The 15,211-nt window shown below is 69.8% G+C and carries 16 protein-coding genes; 11 read left to right on the forward strand and 5 right to left on the reverse strand.

The genetic code is table 11. The features are described 5' to 3' along the window. Nucleotides 1-367 precede the first annotated feature (367 nt). Together AB0E02_RS15120 and AB0E02_RS15125 are read right to left on the reverse strand one after the other, a co-directional pair. Entirely contained in the window at nucleotides 368-715 is a 348-nt protein-coding gene (locus AB0E02_RS15120) for a DUF1330 domain-containing protein (RefSeq protein ID WP_362139423.1), read from the reverse strand. A 247-nt stretch (nucleotides 716-962) separates the two neighbouring features. Next, nucleotides 963-1,379, reverse strand: coding sequence for a Fur family transcriptional regulator (locus AB0E02_RS15125; RefSeq protein WP_362139112.1), 417 nt, complete (start codon nucleotides 1,377-1,379; stop codon nucleotides 963-965). Nucleotides 1,380-1,544: 165 nt separating this feature from the next. On the opposite strand from AB0E02_RS15125, the gene AB0E02_RS15130 reads away from it, so the two are divergent. From AB0E02_RS15130 to AB0E02_RS15165, 8 genes are all read left to right on the forward strand, one after another. Continuing rightward, entirely contained in the window at nucleotides 1,545-1,880 is a 336-nt protein-coding gene (locus tag AB0E02_RS15130; RefSeq protein WP_362139455.1) for a hypothetical protein, read from the forward strand. A gap of 176 nt (nucleotides 1,881-2,056) precedes the next feature. Beyond that, the gene (katG, locus tag AB0E02_RS15135) at nucleotides 2,057-4,279 is read left to right on the forward strand and encodes a catalase/peroxidase HPI (RefSeq protein ID WP_362139114.1); all 2,223 of its coding nucleotides are present in this window, start codon (nucleotides 2,057-2,059) and stop codon (nucleotides 4,277-4,279) included. A gap of 232 nt (nucleotides 4,280-4,511) precedes the next feature. Then, nucleotides 4,512-4,595 carry a putative leader peptide gene (locus AB0E02_RS15140; protein ID WP_362139425.1) on the forward strand — a complete coding sequence of 28 codons (84 nt, stop codon included), beginning with the start codon at nucleotides 4,512-4,514 and terminating at the stop codon, nucleotides 4,593-4,595. A 236-nt stretch (nucleotides 4,596-4,831) separates the two neighbouring features. After that, entirely contained in the window at nucleotides 4,832-5,944 is a 1,113-nt protein-coding gene (locus tag AB0E02_RS15145) for an ABC transporter substrate-binding protein (RefSeq protein ID WP_362139116.1), read from the forward strand. A gap of 2 nt (nucleotides 5,945-5,946) precedes the next feature. Further along, nucleotides 5,947-6,813 (forward strand): ABC transporter ATP-binding protein, encoded by an 867-nt coding sequence (locus AB0E02_RS15150; protein WP_362139118.1) that lies wholly within the window; start codon nucleotides 5,947-5,949, stop codon nucleotides 6,811-6,813. 32 nt (nucleotides 6,814-6,845) lie between these two features. Continuing rightward, the gene (locus tag AB0E02_RS15155) at nucleotides 6,846-7,781 is read left to right on the forward strand and encodes an ABC transporter permease (protein WP_362139428.1); all 936 of its coding nucleotides are present in this window, start codon (nucleotides 6,846-6,848) and stop codon (nucleotides 7,779-7,781) included. Nucleotides 7,782-7,823: 42 nt separating this feature from the next. Next, a complete protein-coding gene (locus AB0E02_RS15160; protein ID WP_362139120.1) occupies nucleotides 7,824-9,203 on the forward strand; it encodes an LLM class flavin-dependent oxidoreductase in 1,380 nt (459 codons plus the stop codon). Between the two features lie 88 nt (nucleotides 9,204-9,291). Then, complete coding sequence (locus AB0E02_RS15165; protein WP_362139122.1) at nucleotides 9,292-10,224, forward strand: TauD/TfdA family dioxygenase; 933 nt, start codon at nucleotides 9,292-9,294, stop codon at nucleotides 10,222-10,224. Nucleotides 10,225-10,293: 69 nt separating this feature from the next. On the opposite strand, the gene AB0E02_RS15170 is transcribed toward AB0E02_RS15165, so the two are convergent. Further along, entirely contained in the window at nucleotides 10,294-10,920 is a 627-nt protein-coding gene (locus AB0E02_RS15170) for a hypothetical protein (RefSeq protein WP_362139125.1), read from the reverse strand. A gap of 270 nt (nucleotides 10,921-11,190) precedes the next feature. On the opposite strand from AB0E02_RS15170, the gene AB0E02_RS15175 reads away from it, so the two are divergent. Continuing rightward, a complete protein-coding gene (locus AB0E02_RS15175) occupies nucleotides 11,191-12,381 on the forward strand; it encodes a histidine kinase (protein WP_362139128.1) in 1,191 nt (396 codons plus the stop codon). Continuing rightward, entirely contained in the window at nucleotides 12,378-13,082 is a 705-nt protein-coding gene (locus AB0E02_RS15180; protein WP_362139130.1) for a response regulator transcription factor, read from the forward strand. Before AB0E02_RS15175 ends, AB0E02_RS15180 begins: the two co-directional genes overlap by 4 nt. A 5-nt stretch (nucleotides 13,083-13,087) precedes the next feature. Here the strand turns inward: AB0E02_RS15180 and AB0E02_RS15185 are convergent, their stop codons facing one another. Then, the gene (locus AB0E02_RS15185; protein WP_362139132.1) at nucleotides 13,088-14,005 is read right to left on the reverse strand and encodes an SMP-30/gluconolactonase/LRE family protein; all 918 of its coding nucleotides are present in this window, start codon (nucleotides 14,003-14,005) and stop codon (nucleotides 13,088-13,090) included. 100 nt (nucleotides 14,006-14,105) lie between these two features. Here AB0E02_RS15185 and AB0E02_RS15190 point away from each other — a divergent pair, with 100 nt between their 5' ends. Then, on the forward strand, nucleotides 14,106-14,543 hold the full coding sequence (locus AB0E02_RS15190) for an Lrp/AsnC family transcriptional regulator (RefSeq protein WP_362139430.1): 438 nt from the start codon (nucleotides 14,106-14,108) through the stop codon (nucleotides 14,541-14,543). A gap of 55 nt (nucleotides 14,544-14,598) precedes the next feature. On the opposite strand, the gene AB0E02_RS15195 is transcribed toward AB0E02_RS15190, so the two are convergent. Beyond that, a complete protein-coding gene (locus tag AB0E02_RS15195; RefSeq protein WP_362139134.1) occupies nucleotides 14,599-15,081 on the reverse strand; it encodes a hypothetical protein in 483 nt (160 codons plus the stop codon). Nucleotides 15,082-15,211: the final 130 nt, after the last annotated feature.

A 15,211-nucleotide genomic window follows, 5' to 3' on the forward strand; every position in this document is an offset into this window, starting at 1 on the left:
TGGATCCTCCGGGTGGCGGCGATGTCCGCGCGGTAGCCGTACGTGTTGAGCCACTCGTTGGCGACGGCGTACGCGCACGCTTACGACCGAGCAGCGGATTGAAGCGCTTCCGGGGCACTCTCGGGGTGCCCTCAGGGCTTTCTCAGGACTCTCTCAGGAGCCTCTCGGGGCGCTTGGGGAAGGTCGGTCGATGAGGTCGGTCGATGAGGTCCATCGATGAGTCGGCAGGCTAAGGCGCCTTGGCGACGGCGACCGATGAAGGCCGTGGCGCCGCGGGCCGCGGCCGGTGGCTCGCGGCGTGGTGATCCGTTGAGCCGGTGGCCCGAGGGCCCGCGGCCCGCGGCCCGCGGCACGGTGCAACTCACCGTCATTCAGCGGGAATCGACTCCCGCAGGGCCTTTGCGGTCGCGCCCGGGTCGTACCCCTCGGGCACGCCCTCGACCAGGATGATGTCGCCCTCGATGTGCCGCGAACGCAGCGGTGCGATCTCCTGGTAGGCGGGCGAGTCCCACCAGGCCCGCGCCTCGGCCGTGCCGGGAAAGCTGATCACCACAACGTGCCCGGGCCAGCTGCCCTCCTTCACCTCGTGCTGCGCCGCGTGCACGAGAAAGCGACCGCCGTACGGTTCGAAGGTCGCGGTGATCCGCTCGATGTACTCAGCGACCTCCGCATGCGGTACCGCCTCCTGGAGATGGCCTATGACGTAAGCAGGCATGAAAACCTTCCCGTTGGTATGGCTGAGATACGCCGCGATCATGGCACGCAGCCGGTGGACGTCGAAGGCGTTTTCGAGAAGCCGTCCGGCCGGGCCGCCCGAGCACGACGGCCGTGGCGACAACTCCCCGCCGTGTGGCGGCTGTTCGGCCATCGCGTGCCGCCGTGCCGTCCGGCGCCCGAACGGTCACCGCTTGATCAGGCACCGCCCGATCAGACACCGCCCGCGCCCGACGGCTACCAGCCGCTCACGCCTGGTTGCAGTCAGGGCACAGGCCGCGGTAGGTCATCTCGACCTCGGAGACGGTGAAGCCGAAGCGTTCGGAGGCGGGCAGGTCGGCCAAGGGGTCGCCGGCGGGGTGGACGTCCCGGATGGCGCCGCAGTCCGAGCAGACCAAGTGCTGGTGGGGGCGGTGGGCATTGGGGTCGTAGCGCTTGGCGCGGCCGTCGGTGGCCACCTCGGCCACCTCGCCGAGCGAGACGAGCTCGCCGAGGGTGTTGTAGACGGTTGCGCGGGAGATCTCCGGCAGCCGGACTGTGGCGCGGGCGAGCACCTCGTCCGCGGTGAGGTGGACGTGCTCGCCGTCGAGTACCTCGGCGACTACCCGGCGCTGGGCAGTCATCCGCCAGCCTCGTCGGCGGAGCCGGTCCAGCAGGTCGCTCATGACCACCAGCCTTACTGTGCGTCTTCCGGACAGCGCATCTCCGGACAGTGCTTCTTCCGGCGAATGAATCCGTACGGGTCTGGCTGTTGTATTGACTTGGACTTGGTCCATCGTAGGATCGGTTCCGGCGACAGCCAAGGGACAGGACAACAGCAGGGAAAGCCCGTGACGGTTGATGGGACGGGTCCGCTCACCACCGCCTCCGGTGCCCTGGCCGCGGACAGCCAGGACAGCGAGCAGGCGGACGCCGGCGGCCCGGCGCTGGTCGAGGAGCAGGTCCTGCTGGAGCAGCTCTTGCTGAAGCAGCTCCCGCAGGAGCAGGTCGCCCCTTTCAAGCGGGAGTGCGGCGTTCGCGTACGCGCCGTCGGTGCCGGTGCGGGTGCCCTGCCCAGGCAGAGGTCGTCCTGGCGTCGGGGCGGTCGGCCGGCCGGTCCGGTGCGGGGGATCCGTGCGCGACGGCCGCCACCACGGCGCGTGCCGGTCCTGCGGTGTCGCCGCTGATGTCCACCACGCGGTCGGTATGGCGTTGTGGCTGACCGTGTCCGACGACCACGGCCTCTCGTCCGTCGAGGCCGGTCATCTCCCGGGGCCCGCCGCCCCGGCTGTTTTCCCATCCGTAGTTCCTGAGCACCGTGATCTGCCCAGTTCGGTGATCTGCCCAGTTCGGAAGGATTCCCATGTCTGAGAACCACGACGCGATCGTCACGGACCCGAAGTCCGAGGAGGCAGGCGGCTGCCCGGTTGCGCACGGGCGCGCCCTGCACCCGACCCAGGGCGGTGGCAACGCCCAGTGGTGGCCGGAGCGGCTCAACCTGAAGATCCTCGCCAAGAATCCCGCCGTGGCCAACCCGCTGGGCGAGGACTTCGACTATGCCGCGGCGTTCAAGAGCCTCGACCTCCCGGCCGTGAAACAGGACATCGCCGAGTTGCTGACGGACTCCAAGGACTGGTGGCCGGCCGACTTCGGTCACTACGGCCCGTTCATGATCCGTATGGCCTGGCACAGCGCGGGCACCTACCGCATCAGCGACGGCCGCGGCGGCGCCGGCGCCGGCCAGCAGCGCTTCGCCCCGCTCAACAGCTGGCCGGACAACGGCAACCTCGACAAGGCCCGCCGTCTGCTGTGGCCGGTCAAGAAGAAGTACGGCAAGAACCTGTCCTGGGCCGACCTCATGATCCTCGCCGGCAACGTCGCCCTGGAGTCCATGGGCTTTACGACCTTCGGCTTCGCCGGCGGCCGCGAGGACGTGTGGGAGTCCGAGGAGGACGTGTACTGGGGTCCCGAGAAGGTCTGGCTCGACGACCAGCGCTACACCGGCGACCGTGAGCTGGAGAACCCGCTCGGCGCGGTCCAGATGGGGCTGATCTACGTCAACCCCGAGGGCCCGAACGGCACCCCGGACCCGATCGCCGCGGCCCGCGACATCCGTGAGACGTTCCGCCGGATGGCGATGAACGACGAGGAGACCGTCGCCCTGATCGCCGGTGGTCACACCTTCGGCAAGACCCACGGCGCCGGCCCGGCCGAGAACGTCGGCCCCGACCCGGAGGCCGCCCCGATAGAGGCGCAGGGCCTGGGCTGGGCGAACACCTACGGCACCGGCAAGGGCGGCGACGCGATCACCAGTGGCCTGGAGGTCACCTGGACCGCGACGCCGACCCAGTGGGGCAACGGCTTCTTCAAGAACCTCTTCGAGTACGAGTACGAGCTGACCAAGAGCCCGGCCGGCGCCCACCAGTGGGTGGCGAAGAACGCCGAGGCGATCATCCCCGACGCGCACGACCCGTCGAAGAAGAAGCTCCCGACGATGCTCACCACCGACCTGTCGCTGCGCTTCGACCCGGTCTACGAGCAGATCTCGCGGCGCTTCTACGAGAACCCGGACGAGTTCGCGGACGCCTTCGCCCGCGCCTGGTACAAGCTGACCCACCGCGACCTGGGCCCGAAGTCGCTGTACCTCGGTCCGGAGGTCCCGCAGGAGACCCTGCTGTGGCAGGACCCGCTGCCGGAGGCCGAGGGCGAGGTCATCGACGCCGCGGACGTCACGGCGCTCAAGGCCAAGCTGCTCGACTCGGGTCTGTCCGTGGGCCAGCTGGTGTCCACCGCGTGGGCGTCGGCCTCGACCTTCCGTGCCAGCGACAAGCGCGGCGGCGCCAACGGTGGCCGCATCCGCCTGGAGCCGCAGCGCGGCTGGGAGGCCAACGACCCCGACCAGCTGGCGCTGGTGCTGCGTACCCTTGAGGGCATCCAGCGGGAGTTCCATGCCTCGTCCGGCGCCAAGAAGGTCTCGCTGGCCGACCTGATCGTCCTCGGTGGCGCCGCCGCCGTGGAGAAGGCCGCCAAGGACGCCGGTTACGACGTCGAGGTGCCCTTCGCGCCGGGCCGCGTGGACGCGACGGAGGAGCACACCGACGCGGAGTCCTTCGCGGCGCTGGAGCCCACCGCCGACGGCTTCCGCAACTACCTGGGCAAGGGCAACCGCCTGCCGGCCGAATACCTCCTGCTCGACAAGGCGAACCTGCTGGGCCTGAGCGCCCCCGAGCTGACCGTCCTCGTCGGCGGCCTGCGCGTCCTGGGCGCGAACCACCAGCAGACCTCGCACGGCGTCTTCACCGACACCCCGGGCAACCTGACGAACGACTTCTTCGTCAACCTGCTAGACCTGGGCACGACGTGGCAGGCGACCTCCGAGGACCAGAACACCTTCGAGGGCCGCGACGACGCGACCGGCGAGGTCAAGTGGACCGGCACCCGCGCCGACCTCGTCTTCGGCTCGAACTCCGAGCTGCGCGCGCTCGCCGAGGTCTACGCGAGCGACGACGCGAAGGAGAAGTTCGTGCACGACTTCGTCGCGGCATGGGTCAAGGTGTCGAACCTGGACCGGTTCGATCTGGCCTGAACACGCATCGAGTGACCTGAGGTGACGTCCGGGTCGGCCCGCGGGGGCCGGCCCGGACGTCCTGCATTTCCGGGGAACGTGTATTTCCGGGGACGTACATTTCGGGAGAATGGGCTCCTTGGCAGCCACACTGTGAACGCCGTGCTTCGCGCGCGTGACAGCGAATTCGGTATGTGAGACACCTTCGGAAGAGCCGTTGACGTGGCTGGATTTCGCTGTCAACCTCTCGGGTGTGAGCCAGTCCGAGGAATTCGCCGCGCGCCTGCACGTCGATCTGCGACGTCAGGCCAGCGCCATCTGTGCCGCTGGTCGCTAGCCGGCCCCGTCGACCGGGCCTGGGCTCTCTCCTGACTCGTTCCATGAATCCCAGGGCGTTGCCCTGCCCTGTTTCTCGCGGCTTCCGTGGATGACGGATCTGCCGCTGTGCATGGTGGGTTGACCACGGTCAATTCGTGACGAGGTTTCTTTTCCCCTGACCGGTGTTTGTGCTGCGCACCCGCGCACATCGCCGCGCACTGTAGGCGTTTTCCCCTCCCGAAACAGGAATTTCCCATGACCACGTGGAACGCATCGACCCGACGACAATTCCTCACTCTGCTCGGAATGTCGGCGGCCGCGGTGAGTTGCGGCACGACGGCGACCGGTGCGTCGTCCGGCCGGGGGCAGACCAGGACGCTCCGGTACCAGGGCTGGGCCGGCCAGGTCACCTTGCCGGAACTGGCCGCGGACCTCGGCTATCTGGAAGACGTCAAGCTGAAGTGGATCGGCAACACCACCAGCGGCCCGCAGGACATCCAGTCCGCGGCCACCGGCCAGATCGACTTCGGCGGGGCATTCAACGGCGCGGTCGTCAAACTGGCCGCGAACAAGGCCCCCATCAAGGCCGTCATCAGCTATTACGGCGCAGACAAGGACGCGTACAACGGGTACTACGTACTCGACGACAGCCCGATCCGCTCGGCCCGTGACCTGATCGGCAAGAAGGTCGGGATGAACACCCTCGGCGCCCATGCCGAGGCGTTGCTCGACATCTATTTGGAGCGGGGCGGTCTGTCCCGGGAGCAGACGGGCAAGGTCGAACCGCTGGTGGTGCCGCCTGTCAACACCGAGCAGAGCCTGCGTCAGCACCAGATCGAGGTGGCCGTGCTCGGCGGCATTCTGCGTGACAAGGCCCTGACGAAGGGCGGAATTCGCCAGTTGTTCAGTGACTACGGCCTGCTCGGCGCCTTCAGCGCCGGCACGTATGTGATGACGGACCGCTTCCTCCAGCAGAACCCGGACACCGCCCGGGTCTTCGTCACCGGGGTGGGGCGGGCCATCGAGTGGTCCCGCGCCACCCCGCGCAAGGAAGTCGTCGCCCGCATGACGGACATCGTGCGGAAGCGCGGGCGCAATGAGGACGTCGCTCCCCTGCAGTACTGGAGATCGTGGGGCGTGGCCGAGACGGCCGGCCGCATCACCGGTAAGGAACTCCAGCTCTGGGTCGATTGGCTGGCCAAGCGCGGCGACATCCAGAAGGGCCAGGTGACGGTGTCCGAGCTCTACACGAACGAGTTCAACGCCAATGGGTCCAAGGCCCATAAGGGGGGCGGCTCCGGGGCTCCTTCGCCGTCTCCTTCCCCCTCAAATTCCCCCTCGAATTCCCCTTCGAAGAGCGGGAGTTGACCATGACGGAATCAAGCACACCCAAGATCGCGTTCGAGGGCGTACGGAAGGACTTCACCGTCAAGGACCGGGCGCGGAAGGGCCGGGCGGGTGCGGACCCCGCGGGGGCACGGCGGGTGACCCGGTTCACCGCCCTCGACGGGATCGACCTGGAGATAGCGGCGGGTGAGTTCGTCGTCCTGGTCGGGCCCAGTGGTTGCGGGAAGTCGACCTTGCTGGATCTGCTCGGCGGTCTCGCCCGCCCGACCAGCGGACGGATTCTGCTGGACGGCCGGCCCGTCACCGGACCGGGCCTGGACCGCGGCATCGTCTTCCAGCAGTACGCGCTGCTGCCCTGGCGCACGGCGCTCGGCAATGTCGAGTTCGGCCTGGAGGCCACCGGGGTGCCACGGCGCCAACGCGGCGCACAGGCCAGGGAGTTCCTGGACCTGGTCGGTCTGTCCGGGTTCGAGAACCGCCATCCGCACGAGCTGTCGGGCGGGATGCGGCAGCGGGTCGCGATCGCCCGCAGCCTCGCCTACGACCCCGACGTGCTGCTGATGGACGAGCCGTTCGCCGCGCTGGACGCCCAGACCAGGGAGTCGCTGCAGGACGAACTGCTGCGGATCTGGCAGCGCACCGGAAAGACGGTCGTCTTCATCACGCACGGGATCGAGGAGGCCGTCTATCTGGGGCAGCGGGTCGCCGTCATGACCTCCCGGCCCGGCCGGATCAAGCAGGTCGTGCCGATCGCCTTGGACGCGCGCACGGAGACGGACGACCTGCGGTCCAGCCCCGAGTTCGCGCGGTACCGGCACGAGATCTGGTCGCTGTTGCACGACGAGGTCGCCAGGGCCCAGCAGTTGGAGAAGGAGGCGGTTTTCGTATGAGCCCCGCACTCGGCACGAACGCCGCAACCAGCATGAACACCGCAACCAGCGCCGGCACCAGCACCAGCACCAGCACGACGCGAGCCCCCGCTCTCCCGGCGCCGGTGCGCTCCCCCGAACCGCCGCCAGGCGTGCCACCCCGATCCCGATCCCGATCTCGCTCCCGCTCGACGGCGGGCCTCCGCCGGGCGGTGGGCCGACTGCCGTCCCTCCTGCTGAAGGGCGCCACCAAATCCGCGGCGGTCGTCGCCCTGCTGCTTCTGTGGGAGGTCGCGCCTCGGCTCGGTCTGGTCGACCGGACGTTCCTGCCGCCGTTCAGCGAGGTCGCCGGCGCCTGGTGGGAGCTGGCGGCCGACGGTCAGCTGGCCGACCACACGGGCGCCAGCCTGGCGCGGTCGTTCAGCGGATTCGGGCTGGCGGTGGCCGTCGCCGTGCCCCTGGGTCTGCTGATCGGCTGGTACCGGCCGGTCGCCGACCTGCTCGGTCCGCTGCTGGAGGTCTTCCGCAACACGGCCGCGCTGGCCCTGCTGCCGGTCTTCGTCCTGCTGCTGGGGATCGGCGAGACCTCGAAGATCTCCATCGTGGTGTACGCGTGCACCTGGCCGGTCCTGCTCAACACCATCAGCGCCGTACGCAACGTCGACCCGACCCTGCTCCGGCTGGCCAGGTCGATGGACCTGTCCGCGCCGCGCCTGTTCCAGAAGGTCATCCTGCCGTCCTCGGTGCCGGTCATGTTCACCGGCATCCGGCTGGCCGGAGCGGCATCGATCCTGGTGCTGGTCGCCGCCGAGATGATCGGCGCCAAGGCGGGTCTGGGCTATCTGATCAACTCGTCGCAGTACAACTTCGCGATCCCGCAGATGTACGCCGGGATCCTCACCATCTCCGCCATCGGCGTGGCCTTCAACCAGGTCCTGGTGACCGTGGAGCGGCGGCTCAGCTCCTGGCGCGTCCCCGCCGCCGGCTGACCCGGCCGTACTCCGGCACCCATCCCGCTCCGAGGAGCCCCTATGCCCCCCGTCGCCCATTCCACCACTCACCGCCGGCTGCACCTCAACGCGTTCCTGATGAACGCCGGCCACCACGACGCCGCCTGGCGGCACCCGCGTACGCAGCCGGAACGCGTCACGGACCTGCGCTACTTCCAACAGCTCGCGCAGACCGCCGAGCGCGGCCGGCTCGACTCGATCTTCTTCGCCGACGGCCTGGCCCTGTGGGGAAAGGTCCGCCACAACGCCCTCGGCGGCTTCGAACCGCTCACCCTGCTGTCCGCACTGGCCGCGGTCACCGAGCACATCGGGTTGATCGCCACGGTGTCGACCACCTTCAACGAGCCGTTCCACACCGCCCGCAAGTTCGCCTCCCTGGACCACATCAGCGGCGGCCGGGCCGGCTGGAACATCGTCACCTCCGGCACCGTCAACGAGGCCCGCAACTTCGGACAGGACGAGCACCTGGAACACCGGCTGCGCTACGCGCGGGCGCGGGAGTTCGTCGAGGTCGCGACCAAGCTGTGGGACAGCTGGGAGGACGACGCGATCCTGCTCGACCGTGAGCGCGGCGTCTACGCCGACACCGACCGGGTGCGGGAGATCAACCACCGTGGGGCGTACTTCGGGGTGCAGGGCCCGCTGAACGTACCGCGCAGTCCGCAGGGCCACCCACTGCTGGTGCAGGCCGGTTCGTCGGAGGACGGGAGGGAGTTCGCGGCCGAGTACGCGGAGGCCGTGTTCACGGCCCAGCAGACCCTCGCCGATGCCCAGTCGTTCTACAAGGACCTCAAGTCCCGGCTGGCGCGTCACGGCCGGTCCGAGAACGAGCTGAAGGTCCTGCCCGGCATCTGCCCGGTCATCGGATCGACCGAGGCCGAGGCGCAGGCGCTGGACCGCGAGCTGACGGAGCTTCAGATGCCCGAGTACGGGCTCGCCCAGCTGTCCGGGATGCTCGGCACCGATCTGACCGGACTGCCGCTGGACGGGCCGCTGCCCGAACTGCCCGCGGAACGGGACATCAACGGGAACAAGAGCCGTTTCACGCTCGTCGCCGAACTCGCCCGCCGCGACGGCCTCACCCTCCGCGAACTCATCGCCCGCCTCGGCGGCGGACGCGGCCACCGGGTCGTCGTCGGCACGCCCGAGCAGATCACCGACCAGCTCCAGGAATGGTTCACCCAAGGCGCTGCCGACGGCTTCAACATCATGCCGCCCCATCTGCCGGACGGCCTGGCGGACTTCGTCGACCACGTCGTGCCCATCCTCCAGCGGCGCGGTCTGTTCCGTACCGAATACACCGGACGCACCCTGCGCGACCACTACGGCCTGCCCCGCCCCGCCAACCGGACCGCCCACCGCCCGTCCACCGCGGCAACCCCGACGCGCCACGCGCCGTGAACCAGCCCGTCAACTCCCCTACGACCCAGGTGAGTTCCAGCAATCTCCCCACCCAACCCATCACCTCCTGGACGGAGAACCGCCAAACATGACCACCAACACAAACCCCAACGGCAAGAGCAACGGCAACAGCACAGGCTTCGACATCCGCCGGATCGGGGGACGCATCGGCGCCGAGATCACCGGTGTGGACCTCGCCGCCGACCTTGAACCCGCCCTCGTCACCGAGATCAACTCCGCGCTCCTGGAACACAAGGCGCTGGTCTTCCGCGATCAGCGGCTCGACGACGCCGGTCAGCTCCGCTTCGCCGCCCTCTTCGGCGAGCTCACCACCGCGCACCCCACCGTTCCCTCCGTCGACGGGCAGCCGAACATCCTCCCCGTCAACGGCGACGAGGGCATCCGCGCCAACCGGTGGCACACCGATGTCACCTTCGTCCGTACGCCCCCGAAGGCGTCCACGCTGCGCAGCATCGTGGTCCCGCCCTACGGCGGCAACACGCTCATCGCCAACACGGCGGCCGCGTACCAAGATCTGCCCGAGCCGCTGCGCGAGCTGGCCGACAAGCTGTGGGCGGTCCACACCAACGACTACGACTACGCCGCCCCGAAGAACGACCAGGCCGCCGAGCACCGCCGGCAGTTCGTCTCACGGAAGTACCGCACCGCACATCCCCTGGTGCGTGTGCACCCCGAGTCCGGGGAGCGGGGCCTGTTCATCGGCGGCTTCGCGCAGAGCATCGTGGGCCTCGGCCCGTCCGATTCCCGCGACCTGCTGCGCCTGTTCCAGTCCTACGTCACCCGCCCCGAGAACATCGTGCGGGTGGCCTGGACCCCCGGCGACCTCGTCCTCTTCGACAACCGCATCACCCAGCACTACGCCCCCGACGACTACGGCGACCTGCCGCGTCTGCTGCACCGGGTGACCGTCGCCGGTGATGTCCCGGCCGGCATCGACGGCACGCTCAGCCACACGCTCGAAGGCGACGACGCCACCCACTACACGCCCGCCGCGGCCTGAGTCCACCGAGCCCGCCCGCCGGGGCGCACACCGCGACATGCGGTGTGCGCCCCGGCGTCCGCACCCCAGTCACCCTCGCTTCGAAGGCAACGGCGGCAGTTCCCGGTGCTGCACGGTGAAGGCGCCCTTGACGACCGGTGCGAAGGGAGCGGGAGCCATGCAGGTGCCGGTAGGGGACTCCAGGTCCTTCTTGTCCTTGGCACGGGGTTCGAAGTTCACGAGGTCCCAGCCGAAGCCGAGGCGATCCGGTCCGGCGCCGCGCCCCTGCTGGATGCTGAGACCGATCCGCTTGCCTTTCGTCCCGACGTTCGACTCCTCCACGACCGCGGTGAGCGTCGCCGTACCGCCCCCGGTGACCAGGCAGTCGACCTTCGCCTTCGACCAGCCGGTGACGTGGTGGGCCGGTGAGTAGTGCCTGATGGTCACGGTGCCCTTGGCGTCGGTGGGCAGTCCGGGCAGCGGCAGTCCCGGCATGCGACGGGTGAAGGGCGCTGCCTCGGCGTCGATGGTGAAGCGGATGTCGTCGTGGGGCGAGTAGACGTACGCGATGCGTCCTGCTCCGTGGACGCTCGCGACCTTGCTGGACTCCTTCGCGGGTGTCGGGGCGACGGACGCATCGCCGGTCGCGGGCCCCGCCGCGGTGATCCCGGCGAGCACTGCGGCGGCGCCCACGGCACCGAGCGAGACACAACGCATAGCGAACTCCCCTTGATGATTAAGCGAGTTGGTGGACTACTGGTCGGCCTGGACCGAACGAGAACCAGCCTCGCCCGCACCCACCACCCCCGCCCATCGGCCGACCGGCAGATAAATGCGGACCTCCCGTGGCGTGGCTCTGCCGTTCGGCAGAGATGCCAGGCAGAACGCGAACAGCACGGTCACGGACAGTACGAACGCGCGGACAGCACGCTGCTGGAACACCTGCCGAACGCGGGCCGGATGATCACGCCTCGTAGGCTGATCACCATGGGGGAGACGACACCAGCCGTGCCGCAGCTGCTACTTGGCTGCCTGCCGGCACTCGCGGCAGCAGCCACCGTGACCTGGACCCTGGCCCGCCGTCACACCGCCGCGCACACTCGACTGGCCCGCCCCACGGTGGTCTGCGCGCTGCTGTCCCTGGGGAGCACCGCGGCTGCCACCACGCATACCGGCTCGGCCCTGAAGCTCGTGGACGCGGTCCTGCTGCTGCCCCTCATCGCGGCGGTCGCCCGCTGGTCGCCCCGACGGGAACTGCGCATCGCGATTCCCCTCGCAGCCCTCGCGGTAGCCGCCTGGCCGGTACCGCTGGTCCATGCCGGTTTCCTCGAACGTGCCGGCGCGGCGTCGTTCTGGCTGCTCCCGGCGCTCGCCGCGGCAGCCCTCGGCGCCTATCCGCGCCATGTGGAGCAGCGCCGGCGTACCGCGGTCGCTGCGGCCCGGCGCGCCCAGCGGCTACAGCTCTCCCGTGACCTCCACGACTTCGTGGCGCACGACGTCAGCGGCATCGTCGTACAGGCCCAGGCGGCCCGTTTCCTGGCCCCGACCGATCCCGGCCAGGCCGTGCTGGCCCTGGAGCGGATCGAGAAGGCGGGTCTGAACGCCCTGGAGGCGATGGACCGCACGATGCATTTGCTGGACGGCGACCAGGAACCGGCGAGTACGTCGTACCAACCACCGGGAATCGCGCAACTCACCACCCTGCTGGACGACTTCACTGCGCTGAGCGGTACGGAAGTCCGCCTCCAGCTGCCGCCGAGCGCAGCGGACGACCTCGCTCTCGCCGCCCCGGAGGCGGGGGCGTTGGCCTACCGCATCGTGGCCGAGGCGCTCACCAACATCCACCGGCACGCCCCCCGGACGCCCCGCGCGGAGGTCCGGTTATCACCCACCCCCACAGGTGTGGAACTGTGCGTGACCAACGAGCCGTCGGGCACGCCCTCCAGTCACCGCCCCACCGGCTTGCGCCGGCGCGGCGGACGCGGGATCGCTGCCCTCACCGAAGACGTCCGGGCACGCGGCGGCAGCCTCACCGCCGGACCGCTCGACGAGGGCGGCTGGTGCCTCACGGCTGTCCTGCCGCTGCCGGCCGGCATGTCCGCCCCCGCGAAGGAGTCCAGGGAGCCGAAGGAGCCCAAGGGGCCGAAGGTGCCCGAGGAATCGAAGGAGCCGAAGTGACCACCCCGCCCACCAACGCACCCGCCCCCGGCCGCACCCCCGGCATCGCCCGCATTCTCCTCGCCGACGATCAGGCCGACGTACGCAGCGGATTCCGGCTGATCCTCGACTCGCAGCCGGACATGACCGTCGTCGGCGAGGCGGCGGACGGTGCCACGGCCGTCGACCTGGCCCACGAGCTCCGGCCCGACCTGGTCATCGCCGACATCCGCATGCCGGTCCTGGACGGCTTGGAGGTAACCCGCCGCCTGACCGGCCCGGCCACGCCCGATCCGCCCCGCGTCCTGGTGGTCACCACTTTCGACCACGACGACTACGTCCGTACGGCTCTGCGCGACGGCGCCTGCGGCTTCCTCCTCAAACGCTCGGGCCCCGGCCTACTGATCGAGGGCGTACGAGCCGCCATGGCCGGTGACCTCCTCATCAGCCCGCAACTCACCGTCCGCCTCCTCCAGTCCCTGGCCACCCCCGCCCCTCCCCCGGCGCGCGGGCCCTCGCCCCTCACCTCGCGCGAGGCGGAGATCGCCCGCCTTGTGGCGGAGGGGCTGACGAACGCCGAGATCGCCGCGCGCCTCTTCATCTCCGCGGGCACGGCGAAGACGCATATCGCCAATATCCATGCCAAGTTGAAGGTACGGAACCGCGTGGGCATCGCGGCCTGGTCCTGGGAGACGCGCAACCCCCCGTACGCCGGGCCGTAGGGCCGTCACAGCACCCGGGGCAGGCCCGTCACCGCCATCACGAGCGAGTACAGCGAGGTGGTGGCCGTGATGAACAGCCGGTTGTTCTTGGGGCCGCCGAAGGCGATGTTGGAGACCGGTTCGGGTACGCGGAGCCTTCCGATGAGGGTGCCGTCGGGGTCGTAGCAGTGCACGCCGTCGTCGAGCGCGGCGGCCCACAGCCGCCCCTGGTCGTCGAAGCGGATGTTGTCGAAGCCGCCGTCGGTGCGCTCCGCGAAGACCTTGCCGTCCGAGAGGGTGCCGTCCTCGCGGACGTCGAAGACGCGGATGTGCCGGGCCAGCGTGTCGGCGACGTACAGCTGCCGCTCGTCCGGCGAGAAGACCAGGCCGTTCGGTCCGCCGAAACCGTCCGCGACCCGGCGGACCCCGCCCGTGACGGGGTCGATCCGGTAGACGTCGCAGCTGCCGAGCTCGCTCTCGGCGCGGTGCCCCTCGTAGTCACTGGTGATCCCGAAGTCCGGGTCGCTGAACCAGACCGAGCCGTCGGAGCGTACGACGGCGTCGTTCGGGCTGTTGAGGCGCTTGCCCTCGAAGCGGTCGGCGAGCACGGTGACGCGGCCGTCGGGTTCGGTGCGGGTGACCCGGCGGTTGCCCTGCTCGCAGCTCACCAGCCGGCCCTCGCGGTCGAGGGTGTTGCCGTTGATGTGTCCGGCCGGGGAGCGGAAGACCCCGATCGCACCGGTCGACTCGTCCCAGCGCAGCAGCCGGTCGTTGGGAATGTCGCTCCAGATCAACTGCCGCCAGGCAGGCAGATAGAGCGGTCCCTCGGCCCAGCGGCAGTCCGCGTGCAACTGCTCAAGCCGTGCGTCGCCGTTGGCGCACCTCCCGGCACGAAAGCGCTCGTCCAGAATCTCATACGGAGTGGTGAACAATTCACCAGACATGGTCGTCCCCTCGATGCATACAGCCGAATCACATTCGGAGTGATAGTAGTACCTCCGAACCAGATATGGTGGCGACATGGGAATGGTTCAGCAGGGGATCGTGGACGACATCGACCGGGCGCTGATCGGGGAGCTTCAGCGCGATGCCGGCCAGGCCTACGCCGCGCTCGGCAAGGCGGTCGGACTGTCGGCCGGTGCGGCTCACGAGCGCGTACGCAAGCTTCGCGAGCGGGGCGTCATCCGCCACACCACCGTGGACGTCGACCCGGCCGCCCTCGGGCGGGGCGTGCTCGCCTTCGTCATGGTCGACTCGTCGGCCTGGATGGGGGACGCGGCCGCATCCTTCGCGGCCATTCCCGAGATTCAGGAAGCGCACATCATCGCGGGCGCCGCCTCCGTCCTGGTCAAGGTGCGCACGGCCACCACGGAGCAGTTGCAGCACGTGCTGCGGCGGCTCTACGCGATCGAGGGCGTGAGCGGGACTCAGGCGACGGTCGTGCTGGAGACCTTCTTCGAACGGCCGGTCAGCGCCGATTGATGCCTGGGGCCGGGCGGTTGCTCGTGGGTGAGGGGCGCCCGACCCGCGTCCGGCCTCACCCGGGGCCGGCCTCCACCTCCAGGTGGCGGCGGCCGCCCGGACCGCGGACTTCCAGGGCCTCGAAGCCCCAGTCACGCAGTACCTGCCGGCACCGCAGCAGGCTCTCCCGCTCCTGGTAGCGGGCGCCACTGCCCCGCGGCCCGACCCACCGCACCACCACCAGCCCCGCCCGCTCCCCGTCATCCGTGCGGTAGCCGGTCCGTGCCGGTTCGCCGTCCTCGCCGACGGCCGACGGCGCCATGCCCGCGGCCTCCAGGAGCAGGCTCACCGTGCGCAGCAGCCGGCGCCGCTCCCACTCGGCGGGACGCGCCTGCGGCTCGGGGCCGGAGTTGGTCAGACCGCGGATGCTCCGGATGCCGTCGAGCGCCACGCGCAGTTCGGCCGCCCGCGCACCGGTCTCCCCCGCTTCCACGGCGTCGTGACGTTCGGCACCTGTGCGTACGCGCAGGCCGTCCGCCTGACTGTCCCGCTCGTTCATCGATCGCCACCTGGCCCGGTTCGTTCGGTTCCCACCGGCACGAACGGTACGCATGACCGGGCTGAGACGCAGAGCGATCGGCCGGGAGGCGGGCCCTTACCCGGCTGGCAGTACGCGGCCTGGTTCCTGC

The organism is Streptomyces sp. NPDC048196, assembly GCF_040652715.1.
Lineage (GTDB): Bacteria > Actinomycetota > Actinomycetes > Streptomycetales > Streptomycetaceae > Streptomyces > Streptomyces siderophoricus.

Coding starts and splice junctions, on each gene's coding strand:
- AB0E02_RS15120 (WP_362139423.1), bottom strand. CDS start 715: ATGCCTGCTTACGTCATAGGCCATCTCCAGGAGGCGGTACCGCATGCG.
- AB0E02_RS15125 (WP_362139112.1), bottom strand. CDS start 1,379: ATGAGCGACCTGCTGGACCGGCTCCGCCGACGAGGCTGGCGGATGACT.
- katG (WP_362139114.1), top strand. CDS start 2,057: ATGTCTGAGAACCACGACGCGATCGTCACGGACCCGAAGTCCGAGGAG.
- AB0E02_RS15145 (WP_362139116.1), top strand. CDS start 4,832: ATGACCACGTGGAACGCATCGACCCGACGACAATTCCTCACTCTGCTC.
- AB0E02_RS15150 (WP_362139118.1), top strand. CDS start 5,947: ATGACGGAATCAAGCACACCCAAGATCGCGTTCGAGGGCGTACGGAAG.
- AB0E02_RS15155 (WP_362139428.1), top strand. CDS start 6,846: ATGAACACCGCAACCAGCGCCGGCACCAGCACCAGCACCAGCACGACG.
- AB0E02_RS15160 (WP_362139120.1), top strand. CDS start 7,824: ATGCCCCCCGTCGCCCATTCCACCACTCACCGCCGGCTGCACCTCAAC.
- AB0E02_RS15165 (WP_362139122.1), top strand. CDS start 9,292: ATGACCACCAACACAAACCCCAACGGCAAGAGCAACGGCAACAGCACA.
- AB0E02_RS15170 (WP_362139125.1), bottom strand. CDS start 10,920: ATGCGTTGTGTCTCGCTCGGTGCCGTGGGCGCCGCCGCAGTGCTCGCC.
- AB0E02_RS15175 (WP_362139128.1), top strand. CDS start 11,191: ATGGGGGAGACGACACCAGCCGTGCCGCAGCTGCTACTTGGCTGCCTG.
- AB0E02_RS15185 (WP_362139132.1), bottom strand. CDS start 14,005: ATGTCTGGTGAATTGTTCACCACTCCGTATGAGATTCTGGACGAGCGC.
- AB0E02_RS15195 (WP_362139134.1), bottom strand. CDS start 15,081: ATGAACGAGCGGGACAGTCAGGCGGACGGCCTGCGCGTACGCACAGGT.